17 protein-coding genes are annotated in these 20,742 nt (G+C 44.8%); 8 read left to right on the top strand and 9 right to left on the bottom strand.

Annotated features, from left to right (window positions below; translation table 11 throughout):
• Positions 1-137: 137 nt before the first annotated feature.
• Complete coding sequence (locus tag AB6D80_RS17695) at positions 138-2,114, bottom strand: bifunctional 2',3'-cyclic-nucleotide 2'-phosphodiesterase/3'-nucleotidase (protein ID WP_017096578.1); 1,977 nt, start codon at positions 2,112-2,114, stop codon at positions 138-140.
• A gap of 415 nt (positions 2,115-2,529) precedes the next feature.
• Here AB6D80_RS17695 and cysD point away from each other — a divergent pair, with 415 nt between their 5' ends.
• The 4 genes from cysD (at position 2,530) to cysC (ending at position 7,358) form a co-directional block, all read left to right on the top strand.
• Positions 2,530-3,474, top strand: coding sequence for a sulfate adenylyltransferase subunit CysD (gene cysD / locus AB6D80_RS17690; RefSeq protein WP_226974827.1), 945 nt, complete (start codon positions 2,530-2,532; stop codon positions 3,472-3,474).
• A gap of 18 nt (positions 3,475-3,492) precedes the next feature.
• A complete protein-coding gene (cysN, locus tag AB6D80_RS17685) occupies positions 3,493-4,923 on the top strand; it encodes a sulfate adenylyltransferase subunit CysN (protein WP_004735272.1) in 1,431 nt (476 codons plus the stop codon).
• Between the two features lie 65 nt (positions 4,924-4,988).
• Entirely contained in the window at positions 4,989-6,713 is a 1,725-nt protein-coding gene (locus AB6D80_RS17680) for an SLC13 family permease (protein WP_009847766.1), read from the top strand.
• 24 nt (positions 6,714-6,737) lie between these two features.
• Complete coding sequence (gene cysC, locus AB6D80_RS17675; protein WP_372189167.1) at positions 6,738-7,358, top strand: adenylyl-sulfate kinase; 621 nt, start codon at positions 6,738-6,740, stop codon at positions 7,356-7,358.
• Positions 7,359-7,523: 165 nt separating this feature from the next.
• On the opposite strand, the gene AB6D80_RS17670 is transcribed toward cysC, so the two are convergent.
• The 7 genes from AB6D80_RS17670 to AB6D80_RS17640 form a co-directional block, all read right to left on the bottom strand.
• On the bottom strand, positions 7,524-8,432 hold the full coding sequence (locus AB6D80_RS17670; RefSeq protein WP_372189166.1) for a TIGR03899 family protein: 909 nt from the start codon (positions 8,430-8,432) through the stop codon (positions 7,524-7,526).
• A 527-nt stretch (positions 8,433-8,959) separates the two neighbouring features.
• Positions 8,960-9,475 (bottom strand): DUF3299 domain-containing protein, encoded by a 516-nt coding sequence (locus tag AB6D80_RS17665; protein ID WP_004735277.1) that lies wholly within the window; start codon positions 9,473-9,475, stop codon positions 8,960-8,962.
• Positions 9,476-9,489: 14 nt separating this feature from the next.
• Positions 9,490-10,749, bottom strand: a complete 1,260-nt coding sequence (locus AB6D80_RS17660; RefSeq protein ID WP_372189165.1) for an ABC transporter permease — start codon at positions 10,747-10,749, stop codon at positions 9,490-9,492.
• Positions 10,746-11,462, bottom strand: coding sequence for an ABC transporter ATP-binding protein (locus AB6D80_RS17655; RefSeq protein ID WP_372189163.1), 717 nt, complete (start codon positions 11,460-11,462; stop codon positions 10,746-10,748). Before AB6D80_RS17655 ends, AB6D80_RS17660 begins: the two co-directional genes overlap by 4 nt.
• A gap of 139 nt (positions 11,463-11,601) precedes the next feature.
• Positions 11,602-12,369 carry a DUF2796 domain-containing protein gene (locus AB6D80_RS17650; protein WP_372189161.1) on the bottom strand — a complete coding sequence of 256 codons (768 nt, stop codon included), beginning with the start codon at positions 12,367-12,369 and terminating at the stop codon, positions 11,602-11,604.
• A gap of 41 nt (positions 12,370-12,410) precedes the next feature.
• Positions 12,411-12,701 carry a DUF2607 family protein gene (locus AB6D80_RS17645; protein ID WP_017078801.1) on the bottom strand — a complete coding sequence of 97 codons (291 nt, stop codon included), beginning with the start codon at positions 12,699-12,701 and terminating at the stop codon, positions 12,411-12,413.
• Between the two features lie 90 nt (positions 12,702-12,791).
• On the bottom strand, positions 12,792-13,343 hold the full coding sequence (locus AB6D80_RS17640) for a YtfJ family protein (protein ID WP_054542375.1): 552 nt from the start codon (positions 13,341-13,343) through the stop codon (positions 12,792-12,794).
• A gap of 252 nt (positions 13,344-13,595) precedes the next feature.
• Here AB6D80_RS17640 and AB6D80_RS17635 point away from each other — a divergent pair, with 252 nt between their 5' ends.
• A complete protein-coding gene (locus AB6D80_RS17635) occupies positions 13,596-13,796 on the top strand; it encodes a DUF1107 family protein (protein ID WP_004735283.1) in 201 nt (66 codons plus the stop codon).
• A 110-nt stretch (positions 13,797-13,906) separates the two neighbouring features.
• Here the strand turns inward: AB6D80_RS17635 and msrA are convergent, their stop codons facing one another.
• Complete coding sequence (msrA, locus tag AB6D80_RS17630; RefSeq protein WP_017083757.1) at positions 13,907-14,536, bottom strand: peptide-methionine (S)-S-oxide reductase MsrA; 630 nt, start codon at positions 14,534-14,536, stop codon at positions 13,907-13,909.
• A gap of 212 nt (positions 14,537-14,748) precedes the next feature.
• Here msrA and AB6D80_RS17625 point away from each other — a divergent pair, with 212 nt between their 5' ends.
• The 3 genes from AB6D80_RS17625 to AB6D80_RS17615 are packed head-to-tail and all read left to right on the top strand — an operon-like array spanning position 14,749 to position 20,618.
• Complete coding sequence (locus AB6D80_RS17625; protein ID WP_372189159.1) at positions 14,749-16,461, top strand: autotransporter assembly complex family protein; 1,713 nt, start codon at positions 14,749-14,751, stop codon at positions 16,459-16,461.
• A complete protein-coding gene (locus AB6D80_RS17620; RefSeq protein ID WP_372189158.1) occupies positions 16,458-20,216 on the top strand; it encodes a translocation/assembly module TamB domain-containing protein in 3,759 nt (1,252 codons plus the stop codon). The genes AB6D80_RS17625 and AB6D80_RS17620 overlap by 4 nt, the downstream gene beginning before the upstream one ends.
• 48 nt (positions 20,217-20,264) lie before the next feature.
• A complete protein-coding gene (locus AB6D80_RS17615; RefSeq protein ID WP_135384611.1) occupies positions 20,265-20,618 on the top strand; it encodes a gamma-glutamylcyclotransferase in 354 nt (117 codons plus the stop codon).
• Positions 20,619-20,742: the final 124 nt, after the last annotated feature.

Genomic DNA, 20,742 nt, shown 5'->3' with positions numbered 1-20,742 from the left:
GCTGTTTGGGTATTGAATTAGCGGGCGTTTACGGTGAGAAAAGTAGGGCTGTGGATTTGGTTTATAAATAACAAAAGAAAAAGGCTGAATCGTTAAACTCAGCCTTTTTGAACGTTAACTATGGATTACAGGGTAATCTATTTAGTTAGGTCAATCTGGTAAACAGCAAAACCAACATCGTCAGTCGCAACACGTTTCATCGGGTATTGACCCTTTTCTTTGATGAACTCTGCCGCTTTGTCGCTTGGAGATGTTTCAAAGCGGATATCTAGCTTTTTATCCGTTTTGATTGGCGCAAATGACCAGTTGTTATCAGCCGTTGGGCTCACTTGACCTTGCTCTTTGCTCACTCGAGAGATGTAGTTCGCTAGAACAGTACGGTTCTCATCTGGTGCATCAAATGCGATGAAGTCTTCACCCGTACCTGGGAACTTATTGCTGTATGCTCGGTAGTTGTTGGTTGCGATCAGGAAGTCTTGCTTCACGTCGATTGGCTTACCTTGGTAAGTTAGACCTACGATACGCTCAGAGCCTTCATTAATAACTTTACAGTTACCATCGTATTTTGCTGGTTGTGTAACATCGATTTGGTACTCAACGCCATCGATGACATCAAAGTTGTAAGTGCGGAAGCCGTCCCATTCAACCAACTGCTGTGGTGCGGTCGAATTAACATCTATTTGTTGGAATTGACCAGCAGAACACTCAAGCCACTCTTTTACTTCGTGGCCTGTTACCTTCATTGCAACTAGCGTGTTCGGGTAAAGGTATAAGTCAGCCGCGTTACGGAATGTCAGTTGACCAGATTCAACTTCAGTGAAGTTCGCTGGGTCATTCTTACGGCCGCCTGCTTTGAATGGTGCAGCTGCTGAAAGTACAGGTGTGCCATCTAAGTCTGGATCACCTTGGATGAACTGCTCAACGTAATCTTTTTGCGCAAGGTTCACGATTTGAACAGTTGGATCGTCTTGTACTAGAGACAAGAAGCTGTACATCACATCGTCTGCTTTACCAATCGGTTGGTTAACAAACTCACGAGTACCTGCGTGGTCTTTTTCTAGTGCAGAAACGATGCCTTCATCAGCAGCAGCAAGAGATTTCTTTTCTACCTTGTCGTAGATTGGGCGTGCTTCTGATTGGCCTTTAACAACTTCCCACTTACCGTCTTTTTGTGCAAGTGTTAGATCCATAACACCAACGTGGCTACCCCAGCGGCCTGGCATTACAGCCGCAACGCCGTTCATTGTGCCCGTTTCGTTGTTGATGCCTTGAATGTCATCAAAACCTTTTCCTGGGAATACTGCGTGAGAGTGACCAAATGCGATTGCATCAATGCCGTCTACTTCAGATAGGTAGAACGTTGAGTTCTCTTCGCCATTTTTGTACGGGTCAGTTGATACGCCTGAGTGAGGGATAGCAACGATTACTTCAGCGCCTTCCGCTTTCATTTGAGGCACTAACTCGTTAGCTGTCTCAATGATATCGCGAGCGATCACTTTGCCTTCAAGGTTCTTCTTATCCCACGTCATGATTTGTGGTGGAACAAAACCGATGTAACCCACTTTTACTTCATGTTCTACGCCAGCAGTATCTTCAAAGGTGTGCGTCTTGATGATGTATGGCGTGAAGTAGTGTTCTTTGGTTTCTGCGTCGTAAACGTTAGCACTGATGTACGGGAAATCAGCGTCGTTAATAGATTCTTCTAGGAACTCAAGACCGTAGTTGAATTCGTGGTTACCTAGGTTTGCAGCGTCGTAGCTTAGTTGGTTCATTGCTTTATATGCAGGGTGAACTTCGCCAGCCTCGATGCCTTTGTCTGCCATGTAGTCACCCATCGGGCTACCTTGCAGCAAGTCACCGTTATCAACTAATACGCTGTTGGTTACTTCGCTTTGAGCTTCTTTTACTAGAGTTGCAGTACGTGCTAAGCCGATTTTTTTCGACGGCTTGTCTTTGTAGTAGTCGTAATCCATTAGGTTGGTATGGATATCCGTCGTTTCTACGACACGTAATTTAATCACTTCATCGGTATCTGGTGTTGTTGTGCAGCCAGCTAAAGTCAGACCAAGACCAGCAAGTACAGCCAATGACAAAGGTTTCATTGCAACTTTCATTTTGGAGCCCCAAAGTGGATTAGTAGAAAATTCGTTGCGTAATGTAACAAAATGGAATGAAACAATGATTACAGCGAATGTTAATTCGTGACTTAGATCGATTACTTTATAGTGTTCTGCAAGACACCTCCCAAAGCTGCTCAATCGATGCGCAACTGATATCGATAATATTAGTCCATTCATTTCACCAATTTATCGATGAATCTCATCCCTTATCAGCTTTTCGAATAAAAAATGAAATTTTAGAATTTCCAGTAATATGAGAGGCTCGTCATAATGCCTATATCAAGGACGTATCAGGCAGATGAATAGCAAGGATAGCTCAAAACGAAGCTTCTGTTTTCTTCTAGTGCCAATACTCCCATTCACTCAAGTGGATGAGTTAAATCCCTTGCTTGGCAAGACCAAGTAATGAATTGCTCGTACTGCGAGCCTTAAAGGAAGCACTGAAATGGACCAAGAACGTTTAACCCACCTAAAACAGCTTGAAGCGGAAAGTATTCATATTATCCGTGAAGTTGCTGCTGAGTTTGATAACCCAGTGATGATGTACTCCATCGGTAAAGATTCTTCTGTGATGCTTCATTTAGCTCGCAAAGCGTTTTATCCAGGCAAGATTCCATTCCCACTATTGCATGTAGATACGGATTGGAAATTCCGCGAGATGATTGAGTTTCGTGATCGTACGGCTAAAAAGTACGGCTTCGACCTTTTAGTACATAAGAACCCAGAAGGTATTGAGATGGGGTGTAGCCCATTCGTACATGGCTCTTCTAAGCATACAGACATCATGAAAACTCAAGGCCTTAAGCAGGCGTTAAACAAGTACGGGTTCGATGCCGCTTTTGGTGGTGCGCGTCGTGATGAAGAAAAATCTCGAGCAAAAGAGCGTGTTTATTCTTTCCGCGATAAGAACCATACATGGGATCCAAAAAACCAGCGTCCAGAGCTTTGGCACACCTACAACGGTCAGGTTAATAAGGGCGAAAGCATTCGTGTCTTCCCACTATCTAACTGGACTGAGCTTGATATCTGGCAATACATCTACCTAGAGAGCATCGATATTGTTCCGCTTTACCTATCTGATAAACGTCCTGTGGTTGAGCGTGATGGCATGCTGATCATGGTTGATGATGACCGTATGGAACTGCAAGAAGGTGAAGTGATTGAAGAAAAAAGCGTTCGCTTCCGTACTTTGGGCTGTTACCCACTAACCGGAGCCGTTGAATCTGAGGCGAATACGCTAACAGGCATTATTGAAGAGATGCTGGTGGCGACGTCCAGTGAGCGTCAAGGTCGAGCGATTGACCATGATCAGTCGGGCTCTATGGAGCTGAAAAAGCGCCAAGGTTATTTCTAAGAATCTAAGGAAAGAAAAATGAATAGTGCAGTAGAAGCCGAATTGGCTGAACTAGGGATTGAAGGTTATCTAAGTCAGCATCAGCATAAATCTATGCTTAGATTTTTAACTTGTGGCTCGGTAGATGACGGTAAAAGTACCTTAATCGGTCGCTTGCTCCATGATACAAAACAGATTTATGAAGATCAGCTAGCAGCGGTTCACTCTGATAGCCAACGAGTGGGTACTACAGGTGAGAAACCTGACTTGGCATTGCTTGTTGATGGTTTACAGGCTGAGCGTGAGCAAGGCATCACGATCGATGTGGCTTATCGCTACTTCTCGACTCAAAAACGTAAATTCATTATTGCTGATACCCCTGGGCATGAGCAGTACACGCGTAATATGGCAACAGGCGCTTCAACGTGTGATCTGGCTGTGATCTTGATTGATGCTCGTAAGGGTGTACTGGATCAAACACGTCGTCACTCGTTTATTTCTAACCTGCTTGGTTTGAAGCATTTCATCGTCGCAGTCAACAAAATGGATCTCGTCGAGTACTCGCAAGATCGTTTTGAGGAGATTCGCGATCAGTACCTAGAGTTTGCTGAAAACCTAGAGGGCGAAACTAATATTCAGATTCTGCCAGTTTCGGCACTTGAAGGTATTAACGTTGCTGCGCCAAGCAAAGAGCTTGCATGGTTCGAAGGTCCATCGCTATTAGAAGTGTTAGAGAACGTAGACATTGACCAAAAACGTTCTGCGGGCGAATTCCGTTTCCCTGTGCAGTATGTCAATCGTCCTAACTTAGATTTCCGTGGCTTTGCCGGCACCGTGGCTTCTGGTCGTGTCAGCGTCGGTGATGAAATCAAGGCGTTGCCTTCAGGTAAAACCTCTAAGGTGGCAAGCATTGTGACCTTTGATGGTGAACTTGAATCAGCACAAGCGGGTTTGGCGGTAACACTGACTCTTGAAGATGAAATCGATATCAGCCGTGGTGATTTGATTGTGCTAGAAAATGCACAGATTGAATCAACCAACCATGTATTGGCAGACATCGTGTGGATGACAGAGCAACCACTGCAACCGGGTAAAGCTTACGACATCAAGATCGCAGGTAAGAAAACCGTCGGTCAGGTTGAAACGGTTCGTCATCAATATGATATCAACAACCTGTCGACTCACGCTGTTGATGAGTTGCCACTGAATGGTATTGGTTTGTGTGAATGGTCATTGAACGAGACCGTCGCGCTGGATAAATACCGTGAGAGTGCGGACACCGGTGGTTTCATTGTTATCGACCGCCTGACTAATGTGACGGTTGGTGCTGGTTTGATTCGAGACCGTTTGGACTCTGTTGAACAGCAAGTCGGTAACTTCTCTGCATTTGAACTTGAGTTCAACGCATTGGTACGCAAGCACTTCCCTCATTGGGATGCCAAAGATCTAAGCCAACTACTGAAGTCATAAACGACCAAGTAACAGCTTATTGAATCAGGCGGAAACCGATTGTTTCCGCCATAAAGGACGGGTATATGTGGCAACAAGGATTTGTATTAGCGATTTTGCTCGGCATCATTACTTGCCTGCTCGTTACCCGTATTAAGCCAAGCTTTATCTTTGCTGGCGCGGCTTTTATTGCTTTTATGGCTGGTATGATCGACTTGTCGAGCCTAGCCAATAACTTCACTAACTCCTCGTTACTGACTTTAATTCTTCTGATCCTCGCATCAAGTGCGTTGGAGAAAACTCGCTTAATCAGCTGGGTTAGCCGCAACATCTCTGAAGGTAGGCTAGGTACCGTGGTTGCGAAGTTGGGTATTTCCACAGCGCTACTTTCTTCTTTTACTAATAACACAGCGGTGGTTGTCTCTTTGATCGGTGCGATCAAACGCAATCAACAGCACGCGCCATCTAAGTTACTTATCCCTTTGTCATACGCTGCCATTTTAGGCGGAACCCTGACATTGATCGGCACCTCTACCAACTTGATCATCAATAGCTTTGTTGAAGATGCGGGTTTGCCAAGTTTAAACTTTTTCACACCGACCTTGATCGGTTTAGCTGTGTTGGTCGGTGGTGTGTTGATCCTCATTCCTCTGAGCTACTTCTTACCCAGCTACGATGATGGATCTCAAGACGATCTACCTTACTTCTTAGAAGCAAGAGTGGAGCCGGGCTCACCACTAGTTGGCCGCAGTGTTAGCGAAAATAATCTAAGAGCTTTGAGAAAATTGTTCTTAGCCGAAGTGATTCGCGACGGTAAGACCACGGCTTCGATTGACCCTGATTTTATTCTTCAAGCCCGTGACCGGTTGCTGTTTTGTGGCGACGTTGAAAGCGTAGCGACACTACAAGAAATTCAAGGGTTGACCCTGTTTGGCCAGCATCACCTTAACGGCCAGAGCTTTGTTGAAGTAGTAGTGAGTTCGTCTGCAAGCTTCTGTAATAAAACCCTCAAAACCAGCCAGTTTAGAGATCGCTTCGATGCGGTGGTGGTTGCCATTCGCCGTGGCCATGAGCGCCTTGAAGGTGGTCTTGGAAACATCACACTAACCGCTGGTGATACCTTGATTTTGGTTCCCGGTAAACGCTTTGAAGAACAGCGCCAGCAACACAACAAAGAGTTTGTGTTGATGAATGACTTGGACTCGAGTGCCAAGCTTGATGCCGATAAATCGACGTTTGTATTGCTCGGTTTTGCCAGTGTGATTGGTCTAGCCCTTGCTGAAGTCGTGCCGATTATCAAAGGGCTGGCTGGTTTCTTACTGTTGCTGGTGGCCTTTGGTGTGGTGCAACTGGGTGAACTCCGTCGCCGTTTTCCGGTTGATATTGTGGTGATCGTTGGCTCCGCTCTGTCTATTGCTCAACTGATGATTTCATCTGGGCTGTCTGAGCGTATGGGGCTGATGTTTATGGAAGCCTTTAATGGCTGGGGCGTGTTTGGTGCGTTAGTCGCGACCTATTTTATGACCTTGGTTCTAACAGAACTGGTTACCAATAATGCGGCCGCAGCACTCTCTTTCCCAATCGGCTATAGCATGGCTATCGGCTATGGCGTTGACCCTATGCCATTCATTATGGCGGTTCTATTTGGTGCCAGTGCCAGTTTTATTTCGCCATACGGCTACCAAACTAATTTACTTGTTTATAGCGTAGGTAATTACCATCTCACGGATTATCTACGTATCGGCATCCCAATCTCGATTGTCTATTCGGGCTTGGTGCTGACCCTGATTCCTTACTTTTTCCCATTTTAATGCTGTTTATTTAAAGGACTAATTATGACCGCAGTACTCAAACCAAAAGATGAGAATGTTGTGTGGCATCAACATTCGATTGATAAAACATTTCGTGCGGATCTGAAATCACAGAAACCAGCTGTGCTCTGGTTCACTGGATTATCTGGTTCTGGGAAATCAACAGTTGCTGGATCATTAGAAAACCGCTTAGCCCAACTTGGTTACCATACTTACTTATTGGATGGCGACAATGTCCGTCATGGGTTATGTAGCGACCTTGGCTTCTCAGAGCAAGACCGTCGAGAGAATATTCGTCGTATTGGTGAGCTCGCTAAATTGATGGCGGATGCGGGTTTGATCGTGTTGTCAGCGTTTATCTCTCCACATCAAGCGGAGAGACAGTTGGTACGTGATTTATTACCGGAAGGGGAGTTTCTTGAGGTGTTTGTGAACACACCACTTGAGGTGTGTGAGCAGCGTGACCCGAAAGGCCTGTATAAGAAAGCACGAGCGGGAGAGATCCCGAACTTCACTGGTATCAGTTCAGCTTACGAAGCGCCTCAGAGCCCTGAGATAGATCTACCTGCGGGTGAGAAGACACTCGATGAACTGGTGGAATTGTGTATTGATGCTTTAGAGAAGCGTAATATTTTAGCCAACTGAGATCGTTGGTATGACTAAGGCTACTCAGCTGTTTATCTGTTTATTCACGACCGATAAATAGTGCAGCCTTGGTTTACCGAGACAAGAAACCTATCCTCTAGATTCTCTTTATTCTTCTCGATACTCTCACTTTTTACACCGTCTATTTTTTGCACCGTCGAGTGCCTAGACGGTGTAACTCACACTGCTTTTCACTTCTGTCTGAACCGTGAATTTCTGGCTTAATAGTGCAATCAGTTGATCGTAATACTGCATGTTGGGTTTGTTGCCAAGTAAGGTGCACAGCTCATTACCTGTTGGACTGAATCGGTAGTAAACCAGTTTAACCCCTTTTGAAATAGGCGCCAGTGACATGCTCTTACCTTGATAAGTCAGGTGTAGGGCTGGGTCGAAATCAATCTCTCCAGATTCTAATTCTGTTCCTAAAATAATCCCGAGTTCAATCAAGTGGAGCAAACTAGAGTAGGGCAGGTTGTGTCCACCAAGGTTGATGGTGTTGGTGGTGTCCCTTTTGCCAAAGCTGAAGATTCCAGCATGGGATTTAAAGCCGAGTAATAGTTTTCTGCTGTTATCACTACCAAAGCTACAACCCAGTGACGCGGCTCTTTGCAGGGTGAGCGCTTCTTTTGGTGTCATGTCTTTTAAGATCTGAAGCGCCTTCATCGACGTCGAGCCTGGGTTGGTTACTTCTCGTTTCAGTACTTGAGCCCATAGCCTCTGCATCGATGTATTGTGGATCTCTTGTGCCATATCGAAGAAACGGTATAGCCAGTCCTGATCAGGGTCTCCAGCCGCTTCATCCTTACATGAAGAGTGTGCCAACTTTAGAATCTGTTCTAGGTTCTTTTGGCGAAGCTCTCTACGTTTTTTCTCTCGTAATAGTGCCCGTTCGATAAGCGTACTCTCAGCTTTATCGTTTGGCTTTGTACTATGACTAATTAAAGAGTCGAGGCCGAAGCTTTGTGCGATGTGCAGCATTCTGCTTGCACTGTCGGCAATATGAGGCTTTTTCTCATGCTTTTGCTGTGTATCGCTAGCATGCTCAATGATCACTGGCTGTTTAGTTTCTGACATAAGAGTACCGTAAGGAGACGACCCAACACCAATCGCAGTAATTAATTGCTCGCCCTAGCTTGTTAAAACGCTCGATAACAGCTTTAGAATTTTTGATTGTAGAATAACTACTTATCAAAACTATTTATTGAAAAGAGCTTCCTTGTTCTCAAGCCTTTTTCCTACGCTATTTCTGAACACTTACTTATTGTGATTGGTATAACTGTCTAAAATGTAACTCTTTATCTTATTGGTGGCTAGATTTTGCGTGCAGAGTTGAAGGTTTCAACAAAATTTTACTTTTGCTAATGATAATAAAATGTTAAATTTGTTGTAATTCTCAAGGAGGAGTTATGAATCAAGTCAATGATAACAAGCTGAAGAAACAGCTTAGTATAGGGTTATTACTCGCTACTTATGTCGCTGTTCTAGCGTACTTATCTAATTACATCGCGTAATTTAGAATAAAATAATCGTTATTAAACTGTTATTGAATGATCTCACTCGTTCAGTGACGGCAGCTCATCCTTGAGCCACCCTTCTAATGACTACATGTCGTCATATTCTTCAATCGCAGTACCTTCAATAAGATAACCGGTTTGCGCCAAGTCATGGCTTATTGACTCAGTTTTCAGCGTACCCACTAAATAGATCACATCCCATAACTGCTGGATTGGTGCACCTTTAGGGAACTTCACGTAGATGATTTGGTTTGGTGGTGGCGGTGGCACGTGGATACATGCGCCAAAGTACGGTACCAGCAGAAACTCAGTGATCATGTTCTCATCGCCTTCCAATGGAATCACAAAGCCAGGAATTTTGACTGTGCTGCCATTCAGCTCTGGGCGAACAGCGCCAAGTGTCGATTGTTGAGGTTTGTCCATGCTGTCGTGGTTAACCATCGGCATGCCAAATGAGTCGAGTTGTGCTCGCTCTGATTCTGGAATCAAGTCAATCCAATCGAGTGTTAATACCGATTCGTCAGTCTGAGTGGTTTCAGCGTGAGCTGTGCTGATAAATGGGAACATAAGTAACCCAAGTATCAGTAGGAATTTGCGTTGCATCGTAGGTTCCTATTTTAGATTCGAATAGTCATGCCATCAGACAATGACTGACGGTAAGCCCTGAAAGCGGGAATAAAGCCGATAATGATTCCAGCAACTTGCACCAGCATAAGCAGTTTCCACTCATGAGGTGTGATTGCGGATATCGATATGTTGATACCATAACTTTGTTGCACAATAGGAGCAACTACTGCGATCAGGGCAAACAACACGGCAACACCCAATGTGATACCGAGGAAGGTTAGGGCACTTGCTTCACTGATCAGTAAACCAAACACATGACGAGGCCTTGCTCCCATCGCGCGCAGAATGGCCATCTCTCGACGTCTTTCTTGCAAGCTAGTGAGTAGACTACTCAGCATCCCTAACAGTCCCGCGATTACAACAAACCCTGAAACAATCAGTAGTGCTTGTTCTGCTACTGCCATCATTCCCCATAATTCGTGAAGCGCAATGCCTGGCATAATGGCGCTCAAAGGTTCTTGGCGGTAGTTATTGATTTCTCGTTGCAGTGCAAAGGTTTGGATCTTCGATTTAAGGCCAACCATCATCGCGGTAATCTGCTTCGGTTGGAAGTCACGTTGCTTTAGCGCTTCAGCATTCGGTGTGTGCCCGAGGTTAGCCCCCGATTCCCAACCAACGTGAATCGCTTCAATGGCCTCTAACGAAACATGCACCGTTTTATCTACTGGTGTGCCGGTTGGCGCGAGTATTCCGACAATGGTGAAGGGCAGGTTGTCGTGGCGACTGAAGGCGACATCACTGATACCGTGCGCCAGAATGATGTGATCACCAATCTTGTAATCTAACTTCTTCGCGACATCAGCACCAATCACAACATCAAATAGCTGTTTAAATTCCTTACCCTGCTGAAAAGTAAGTGGTTGCTTACTTCCATAGCGATAGTTTTCGAAGTAGCTATGGTTTGTACCCATAACACGGAAGCCTTTGTGCGAATCTCCCAATGAGATGGGTATCGCCCACTTTACGGCATTATGCTGGCTAAATTCTTCATAGCTTTTCCAGTCGATGTTGTTGGTCGCATTACCGATTCTAAATACCGAATAAAGCAGTAGGTTTACCTGACCAGAGCGGCCACCAACAATAAGGTCAGTACCTGAAATCGTATTAGCAAAACTGCTCTTTGCTTCGGTTCTTACACGTTCAACACCGAGTAATAGAATCACTGACACTGCCACGGTGAGAATCGTCAGAATAGCGGTGGCTTTACGGTTGAGTACGCTTTTTAGGGCTAAGTGAGTAATTACTTTCATACGACAACCTTAGCTTGGTTAACGGTTTTTAAATCTATGGTTCGAGTGAACAGCTTTCCCAATGTTGGATCGTGACTGACAAATATCAGAGTAGACCCGGCTTGATTTGCTTGCTCGAGTAACAATTCGATGAAGGCTTCTCGGTTGTCATGATCCAAAGCCGATGTTGGTTCGTCGGCAATGATGATCTTTGGTTGGCCGATTAAAGCGCGAGCTGCAGCGACACGTTGCTGTTGACCAATACTCAGCTCAGTAACAGGTTTGTTCATTAAGGCTTGCGGTAGCTTTAATCTGAGCAATAGTTCTTGAGCGGTGGCTTGCAGGCTGTTCTGACTTTCAGTGACTTGCTGTTTACGAATCTTTGAAAACTGGCAAGGAAGCGTCACATTGTCGATCACTGATAAGTAAGGAAGCAGATTAAATTGTTGGAATATATAGCCAATATGATCGGCTCTGAACTTGTCTCTCTGACGAGGCGTTAGCTGTGTGAGATCTTGGCCAAGGATAGAAACTTCACCTTGCTCTGCTTGGTTAATTCCGGTCAATAACCCTAATAATGTTGACTTCCCACAACCACTAGGCCCTTTGATGAAAAGGTGCTCTTGGGCTTGGATATGCAGTGAGGGGATCTCTAGCGTTGGGGATAATTCAGGCTTCCAACGAAAGCTGATATTTTCGAGTTTGACCACAAGTGATGAACTGTCAAAAGACATATTAGCTCCAATGATTAAAGCGGTGTATTTACTGGACAGCTATTAGAAAAATAAATTCCCAGAACACACCGATTTGCACAGCCAAGTAAGCAGGTCGTTACTTGGCTGTTTATCTGCGTTTAATTCAATCTAATCGTGATTAGAATTGAAAACTAATACGCTCGGCATTAAGTATTTCTTGAATTTGCGCGCTGTCAGTTAACAGGTTCACAGTCATAGACTTGGTGTTGCCGAATTTAGAGAACCATTGGGTGTTAACGGTATCCAGCTTCTCAATGTTTGAACATTGGTAATGGTACTCGACAGTGAACTCACCGTGCCCACCTTCTGAGTGATCATGGCCTTCATGGTCGTGTTCAGCATGGTCATGGCCTTCATGGTCATCATGGTCGTGTTCAGCATGGTCATGGCCTTTGTGGTCGTCATGATCGTGTTCTGCGTGATCATGGCCTTTGTGGTCGTCATGATCGTGTTCCGCGTGGTCATGGTCTTTGTGGTCGTCATGATCGTGCTCAGCGTGGTCATGACCTTCGTGGTCGTCATGTTCGCCTTCAGCGTGGTCATGGCCTGCATGGTCATCATGATCGTCTTCTAGGGTGTTCGTCACTGACTTGAACTTCAAAGTACAGCTTGCATTGTTGAAACCAAATAGTTCTTCTGGCTTGTTCAGTTGCGCAATCGCTTGTTCAAACACTTTCTTTTGCTCGGCAGTTTCTGGAGCATGTTCAAAGCCAACCACATCAGCGCCGGGAGCTGTTACTTCAACAAGCAGCTCTTGCCCATCTTGAGCGATGTTCACTTCAACTTTACCGTGCACGTGTGCTTCGTGAGAGCGGAATTCTTCGTTAGCTAGAACATTCGTTGAGACAGTCATGCCGATAACAACGGCTAAAATAGTAGGTTTCATGTTTTTTTCCTGAATAAAGGTTAATTAAAAAGTAGTGGTAATTAAGCGATATTTACAGGAGGTGAACGTGCTAAATAAGCGAAATACAGGCGCTGTAACGAAATTACTGACTCTGTAATAGTGGCTGTAAATTCTGAATGGAACTCTGGAACTTGTGGCAGTGAGTGCGCAGTAATGAACTGATTTATCGAAAACAGCTCACAGTGATGCGAAGTGTGGTGATCGGGGTCAATATCCACCATATGTGTTGCCGCTAACACGCTTAACATGAGCATCAGCCCAAGCAAGAAGCCTGTTTTGCGTTTCACATTGTTAGGTGTGTTTTGCCACATGAGTATGTTTAACCACAGAATTAAAAAAGGATACTGTTATAATATAACAATATCCTTTGGTCAGGTCTCGAAAAAGACGCGAATATCTTATTAAAGGCTCGCTTTAATCAACTCGATGACTTGAGTGACTTCTGATTCGTTTAATGCCCCTTCTTTAACAAACAAGATTTTACCTTGCTTGTCTTGAACGATAATCGCAGAGCTTTCTTCTTTTAAAGCCCATGATGACGCTACCGTGCCGTCTTCATCTAGCACCATAGAAGACCATGGAAATTCTTCTTTGCTACTTTCTGCTGACGATTTAACAAAAGACCCAGTACCCCAAATCGCATCATCTTGGTTGATGATGGTAGTGGTTTGGTAGCTGTCTTCTGCGAATTTCGATGCTGTGATGGCTGCCATCAGTGGTGCGTTGAGCTCTTTAGAGCTGCTGCGGCCAGCGATTGCTTGAACGACGCGAACTTTACCTAGAAGAGCGTTGGTTGCCCAAGCTTGATATCCAGTATTTCCGTCGTTTAGTACGATTTCACCATAGTTGCTAACATCGACAGCAGGCAGAGTTTCACCTACAGATAAGTTGTGAGCATTGGCGAAGAGTGGAGAGGCTGCGGCTAAAAAAGCCAGTAGAGTTTTGTTTTTCATTATATTTTTGTTCCGCTTATTGGTTTGCTCTGGAAGTATAATATGAAATTTGAAAAATGCCTCTTTAACTTTTTTATCGTACGACGTAGAAATAAGTTGCAGGCTTGTTACCAAAAGGTATAATGCATCAATATCGAGATGAACAATAGATTATCTTGCTGTTTGCTAAAGGAATTAGCGATTGAATGTGCTTTGAATACGTTGGTGTTCAGGTACGTGACTGTAGTACTCAAATGGAATTGAGGTTGTATTATGTTAAGAAAATTTTCTACTTATCGTCCACATCAGGTGGCACGTTTCGTTAAAGTCCTATTCAAAGGCCAGTTTGCTATTGAGGGTATCGGAGAGTTTCGCTTCGACCAAGGCAAAGTGCTTCTTCCTGAAGTTTCAGACAAACAAAAGCTCACTATTTTTAAAGAAGTTAACGGCACCATTGCTGCGCTGCCGGTGTAACTGACTGTTATAGATTTGCATTGCGTCAAATAGATTTCCAATGAAAAAGGGCTTCCTAGCGGAAGCCCTTTTTTAATGGGTGTTGTTCTAGTTTGTATGCCTAACACATATTATTGCGGAGGGAAGCAGACACCCGTACCGCCCAACCCACAGTAACCGTTAGGATTTTTGGCTAGGTATTGTTGGTGGTAGGTTTCTGCGAAAAAATATTTTCCAGCAGGCAGAACTTCCGTCGTGATCTCGTTGCCTAATGATTCAGTCATTGCTCGTTGATATTCACGTTTAGAGTGCTCGGCGACGGCTTGTTGCTGTTCGCTGAATGTGTATATCGCGGAACGGTACTGAGTCCCTAAGTCGTTGCCTTGGCGCATACCTTGGGTTGGGTTATGGCGCTCCCAAAAGGTCTCAAGTATTCGAGCTAAAGATGTTTGTTCGCTATCAAAAATGACACGAACGACTTCGGTATGACCGGTTTGTCCGCTGCATACCTGCTCATAAGTGGGATTGACTGTGTATCCACCAGCGTAGCCAACGGATGTGGAAATAACCCCATCAAGTTGCCAAAACAAACGCTCAGCTCCCCAAAAGCATCCCATACCAAGTAGGACTTCTTGTTGGGAACCCATAGGAGCATCGAGCAAGTCAGTTTGATTGACAAAATGGCGCTCAGTGATTCGGATTGGGTCTGAATTTCCCGGTAATGCGGTTGCTGCGGAAACCAGTTGTTGTTTGTTTAGCATGTTATATTCCTTTTCGCATACGTTTACCGCGTAAGTTAACATTAGATCCAGGTTTATATTAACTGTAGGTTCATATTAACGGCTGGTTCATATTGATTAAGTCTTTAAATTAGACCGTGTTATTCCAAGATTTATTACAGACTCAATGTCTTTTTAGCGGTATTATTTCTTTTCATTTATTAACGTATTGATAACTTCTTCACCAATTAAGCATGATAAGAAAAACTTTACCAGTTCTGATTGGCACTCTATTGTCATCGACGCTCGCTTTCGCTGATGTTTCCCTTGAAATTAAAGGGCTTAATGGAGCGCTTGAGGATAATGTTGATGCTTATCTGAGTGCGATTCCTGAAGAAGAGTACTCGGTTTCATTAAGGTTCCAATCTCGCTTGGAGTCTATGATAAAAGAAGCCCTGAATGCGTTAGGTTACTACCACCCTAATATCACATTTTCTCACCCCGAAGATGATACCGAAATGACCGTTACGGTTGAGCCGGGAGAGCCTGTTGTTATTTATACTTCAGATATCGTTCTGACTGGTGAAGCCAAAGATGATCCTGATTTTTTGGCTTTAATAGCTAAGAGTAAGTTGTCTAAAGGTTCGATTCTGAATCATGGCAATTATGACTCTTTGAAATCATCGATCCGCAACCTTGGATTAGCGAAAGGCTACTTCGATGGGTCGTATGATCTTAGCAAGCTAGAAGTCGCCCCTGAATTAAACCGTGCTTATGTCCGCCTTCATTATAACAGTGGTATACGCTACCACTTTGGCACAACTACAGTGACGGGCAGTCAAATTGAAGATGACAAAGTTCAATCTCTCAAGCCGTTTGAAGATGGCGAACCTTACTCAATTACCAAAGTCGGCGAGTACAACCAAAACTTGTCGAATACAGATTGGTTCTCCTCGGTATTTGTTGAGCCAGATTTAAGCCAGTTAGGCGAAGGCCGAGAAATCCCGATGAAGGTTAGCCTTGCTCCGCAAGCTCGTAACCAAATTGAAACGGGTATCGGTGTCTCAACAGACCTTGGTGTGAAAGGCACTCTTAAATGGAAAAAACCTTGGGTTAATGACAGAGGCCATAGCTTCAATAGTAGCTTGTCGATCTCCAAGCCTGAGCAGACGATCACGGCAGCTTATAAAATCCCATTGGATGACGTACTTAATGACTACTACCAAGTTAAGTACGGTATGAAAAATTTGGATAATCGTGATACCAAGAGTTTGGAATCAAACCTTGCCTTAGAAAGATATTGGCGTCTGGACAATGGCTGGCAACGCACGGTGTTCATTCGATACTTGGTCGAAAACTATGAACAAGGTTTACAAGATGACTTGGCACAGTTTGTTTTGCCGGGTTTCTCTTTCTCACGAACTCGAACGCGAGGTGGTTCGATGCCGATGTGGGGCGATAAACAAACCATTATGTTTGAAGCGGCCGATGATACCTTGTTATCCGAAACTAAGGTTGTTCGTTTTCAAGGCCAAACCGCTTGGATTCGAAGCATTGGCGATAACCACCGAGGCCTAACTCGGCTTCAATTTGGCGGTAACTTTGCCGACGAGTTTGAGAAGCTATCTCCTTCCCTAAGATTCTTTGCCGGTGGTGATAACAGTATTCGTGGTTATGGCTATGAGTCGATCTCTCCGCGCGATGAAAGTGGCGCTCTAACGGGTGCAAAATTTATCGCAACCAGTTCGTTTGAATACCAATACCGCTTGGTTGGAAACTGGTGGGGCGCTGCATTCTACGATATTGGTGATGCATTTAATGACAAGCCAGAGTGGAAGCACGGCACCGGTGTTGGGGTGCGTTGGGCGTCCCCCGTTGGTCCAGTGAGTCTAGATTTTGCTTGGGGCCTAAATGCGAAGAAAGGCGATGAGTTCCAACTGCACTTTAGTTTAGGACCTGAATTATGATCAAAGTGATGGGCAAGTGCCTGAAATGGACGTCGATCTCATTGACGTCTATTTTGCTATTGTTGATAGCCCTGCTCGGTTTTGTTTTGTTCACCAATCCAGGGTTGAACACCGTGTTGTGGGGCGCTGAAAAAGCATTACCACAACTTAAAGTGGAAAGTACTAAAGGAGCCCTGTTCCCAAGCTTTACGCTTAATAATGTTCAGTTTAAAGATGACAGCCTGCATATCGACACCAAGGTTCAAAAGCTGAACTTGGCTATTAACCCTCGTTGTTTGCTTGATCCTAAGCTGTGTGTTGATCGTTTAGCGATTCAAGGGTTGGACTTCGCATTTACTGAACTGCCTCCCCCCTCTACAGAAGAAGTAGAACCGACTCCGCCCCTAACATCAGTGAAAACACCATTACCAATAGTGATCAATCGCATCGCTTTATCTGATATCAAACTGAATATCTTGGGTCATGGAATCGAATGGGGTCTGTTCTCAACGGCTCTGAGCATGCAGGGAGAAACGCTGACGGTATCGCCAACCTTGTTCAATGACCTAAAAATTAAGCTTGCTGAATCGACAGAAGAACCGCAAACCGAAACGGTAGAACCAGAGGCTTCCACCAAAACGGCTATCGAGTTACCTGAAGTCTTAATTCCTTTGCAGGTTGTACTTGAGCGTTTTGATCTTAACCGTTTCACCTTAGAACAAGAAACACCAATCGTTGTTAATCACCTTGGACTAGAGGCACGCGCGGGTAAACACACGGTTGATGTTTCAACTCTCGAACTCGATATGCCACAAGTAAGCGCAAATCTAACGACGAAGGTTGAGCTTAAAGGTGATTACCCGTTAGAGCTGTCTTTGGATGCGTTAGTGAAAGAAACCGACCTTGCTGGGCAGAAGCTATCCCTGAAAGCGCAAGGTAGCGTAGCTAAACTAAACCTAGATTCCGAGTTTTCTGAATTGATTGAGGCAAAGCTGTCTGGGGATATTCAACCCTTAGAGCCAACTCTACCATTTGACCTTCTTTTAGAGGGCGGGCAAGCGCAGTGGCCCCTTACAGGAAAAAGCGATTACCAAGCGACAATTGAACAATTCAAAGCTGATGGCTCACTAGATGGTTTTAATGTTCTACTTAAAGGTGAAGCCGATGGTAAGGAAATCCCTGAGTTAGTCATCGATCTACAGGGCAAAGGCACAACGGAACAGATTGAGCTCGAGCGTCTAAAGCTCAACACGCTAGGCGGTGAGCTTAACGGTGTCGTTAAAGCGAACTGGAAGAGTCTCGTTAATTGGCAAGCTGATGTGACACTCAAAGATATTCAACCGGGTCTGCAGTGGCCTGAAGCCGAGGGCAACATTAGCGGAAGCATCGTCACCTCGGGTGAGTTGACGGAAGCGGGCGGTTGGGCGATTGAATTGCCTAAACTGGATATTGAAGGGATCTTGCGAGAGTACCCTCTGGATATCGAAGGTCAGTTGTCAGCGTCGGATCGCAGCGCGAGCGGTGAACCAAAGCTGAAAACCAGCGGTTTGAGTTTGGCTCATGGTGTTAACTCGATTAAGGCACAGGGGCAACTTGATAAGCAGTGGGACATGGGCGTTGAGATCTTCTTCCCTGAGCTTGCAAAAAGTAGTCCTGAGCTGAAAGGTAGAGTGATCGGTAGCATCCAACTTAGCGGCCCAACGAAAGAGCCTGAAGTCGATCTTGCTTTAAATGTTGATAAGGTCGATTGGAATAACGAAGCAACACTAGAATCCTTGTCGCTTAATGGCTCTTTGGTTCCTCTGCCATTACCTGAAGCCCAAGCCGATCTTGTACTCAAAGCTAAGAACTTAACCTATCAAGATCAAAACGTGGAAAGTATTGATCTCACGGTGAGTGGTGGTGAGAAGAAACACACAGTGACACTTGATGTGATATCCGACATCGTGTCGACAAGTTTGGCCATCTCTGGAGAGTTGATTCAAAAGCCTTCTATTATTTGGGATGGGTCGTTAGACCGCGTCAAAATAACCACTCAGCAAGGTCCTTGGGTATTAGATCAACCTGTCGCGATAAAGGCGGATGTCGATAAACAGTTTGCCGATGTTCAAGCGCACTGTTGGAAGCAATCTGGTTCGAGTGTGTGTTTGGATGAAGACGTTCGTGTCGGTAAATCGGGTGAGGCCAAGGTGGCCATCAATCAATTCGATTTCGAGCAGATTAAAGCCTTTGTGCCTAAAGAGACGCAATTGCAGGGCTTAGTCAATGCGACCGCTCATGCTAAGTGGTCTGAACAAGGTGAGCCTGAGGTTACGGTAAGCGTTGATATGCCGAAAGGTCAGGTTGTTCAACAAGTTGGTGAGCCAATTACACTGGGTTGGGAAAGTATTGCATTGAATGCCCAGCTGAAAGATAACAAATTGGATGCCGATTTTAAGCTGGATGTTTCCGACAATGGTGACCTGTCTGGCTCGGTGTCGTTACCAGACATTCTCGCAGAAGACAAAATGGTCGATGCGGCAATTAAGCTGACAACTTTCCATCTGGACTTCTTACAGCCAATCCTCGGCGAATACAGCCTGTTGAAGGCCGTTCTTGAGAGTGAACTACAGGTAAAAGGCTCTTTGATGCATCCTCAAGTCTTTGGTCAATTCTCTGTTGATGGTATTCAAGTCAAAGGCGATGTCACACCAGTCGATATTAAAGATGGTCGTATTGACCTCGATTTTGACGGCTACAGCGCGAAGTTAGATGCCAATGTTGAAACACCCGATGGTCACCTTGATATCGAAGGCTCGGGGGATTGGCAGGATCTTAAAGCATGGCACTCTAATGTCAGAGTGTTTGCCGACGAGTTGATGGTTGATATCCCGCCTATGGTTAAGGTGAAGGTCGTGCCTGATATGACTATTGATGTCACACCGGAATTGGCGAAAATCACTGGTGATATCGCATTACCGTGGGGACGTATCGTTGTCGAAGACTTACCACCGTCAGCGATCGGCGTCTCTTCTGATCAAGTTATCTTGAATAAAGATCTTGAGCCAGAGAGCGAAGACACGATTCCATTCAATGTGATGACCAATATTAATATCTCCATTGGCGATGACTTTAAACTGTCTGCTTTTGGTCTTGAAGGTGATTTGGTCGGCAAGCTTAACGTGGCTCAAAAAGATCAAGGTCCTTTTATCACAGGTGAGGTAAATATCGTCGATGGTACTTACCAATCCTTTGGACAAGATCTCTTGATCAAAGAAGGTAAGATTCTAATGAATGGTCCTCCAGATCAGCCATATGTAGCGATCAATGCGATACGTAACCCTGATAATACTCAGGATGATGTGACAGCTGGTATTCGAGTGACAGGCCCGGCGACAGAGCCGACCATCGAAATTTATTCTGATCCTGCGATGCCGCAAGCCAATGCGTTGTCTTATATTTTGCGTGGTCAAGATATTGATGGTGAGTCGAATGGTTCAATGACAACGACCTTAATTGGCTTAAGCTTGGCGAAGAGCGGCAAGGTTGTCGGCGAAATTGGTGAAGCTTTTGGCGTACAGGACTTGCAATTGGATACTGCAGGTTCTGGAGATGATTCCCAGGTTACGGTCAGTGGCTACATTCTCCCTGGTTTACAGGTGAAGTATGGCGTAGGTATCTTTAACTCGTTAGGTGAGTTTACTGTTCGTTATCGATTGATGCAGGATCTCTATGTTGAAGCCGTATCGGGGCTAGACAGTGCCGTGGATCTTCTCTATCAATTTGAATTCGAGTAACACTTGAGTCGTGATTGATTAGCGGATGACGAATGCTGAGGAGGGGTTATGCAGCAACTTGTTTTTGTTTATGGAACCTTGAGGCAAGGTCAGTCCAACCACCACTATTTGCAGCAGTGTGAGTGCTTAGGAAGGTTTGACACCCCTGAGGAGTATGCTCTTTTTGATTTAGGTGCCTATCCGGCGATGATTTCTGGAAAGAAAAATGTCGTTGGCGAGGTCTATATCATTAACGATGAAGTTTTGGCTTCGCTCGATCGGCTAGAAGATGTTCCTGTTGAGTATCGTCGCGAACAAATAGAGACTATATTTGGACTAGCATGGGTATATTTGTATCAGCTTGATCTAACGGCTAATAAAGAAATACTTTCGGGTGACTGGTGTAAGCGAGACAATCCGTAATAGTTATCTATCCGTAACATCTATGTATTCTGAGTTGTCGAACAAAAAGCCAGCATGTAAATGCTGGCTTTTTTAAGGTTCATCGCGGCTTTCCGGGGAAAGCCGCTTTTATCTTCAAGAAGAA

Source organism: Vibrio sp. 10N.247.310.17 (assembly GCF_041466605.1).
In the GTDB taxonomy this organism is placed as follows: domain Bacteria; phylum Pseudomonadota; class Gammaproteobacteria; order Enterobacterales; family Vibrionaceae; genus Vibrio; species Vibrio tasmaniensis_A.
This window is presented reverse-complemented; position numbering and strand designations above follow the sequence as displayed.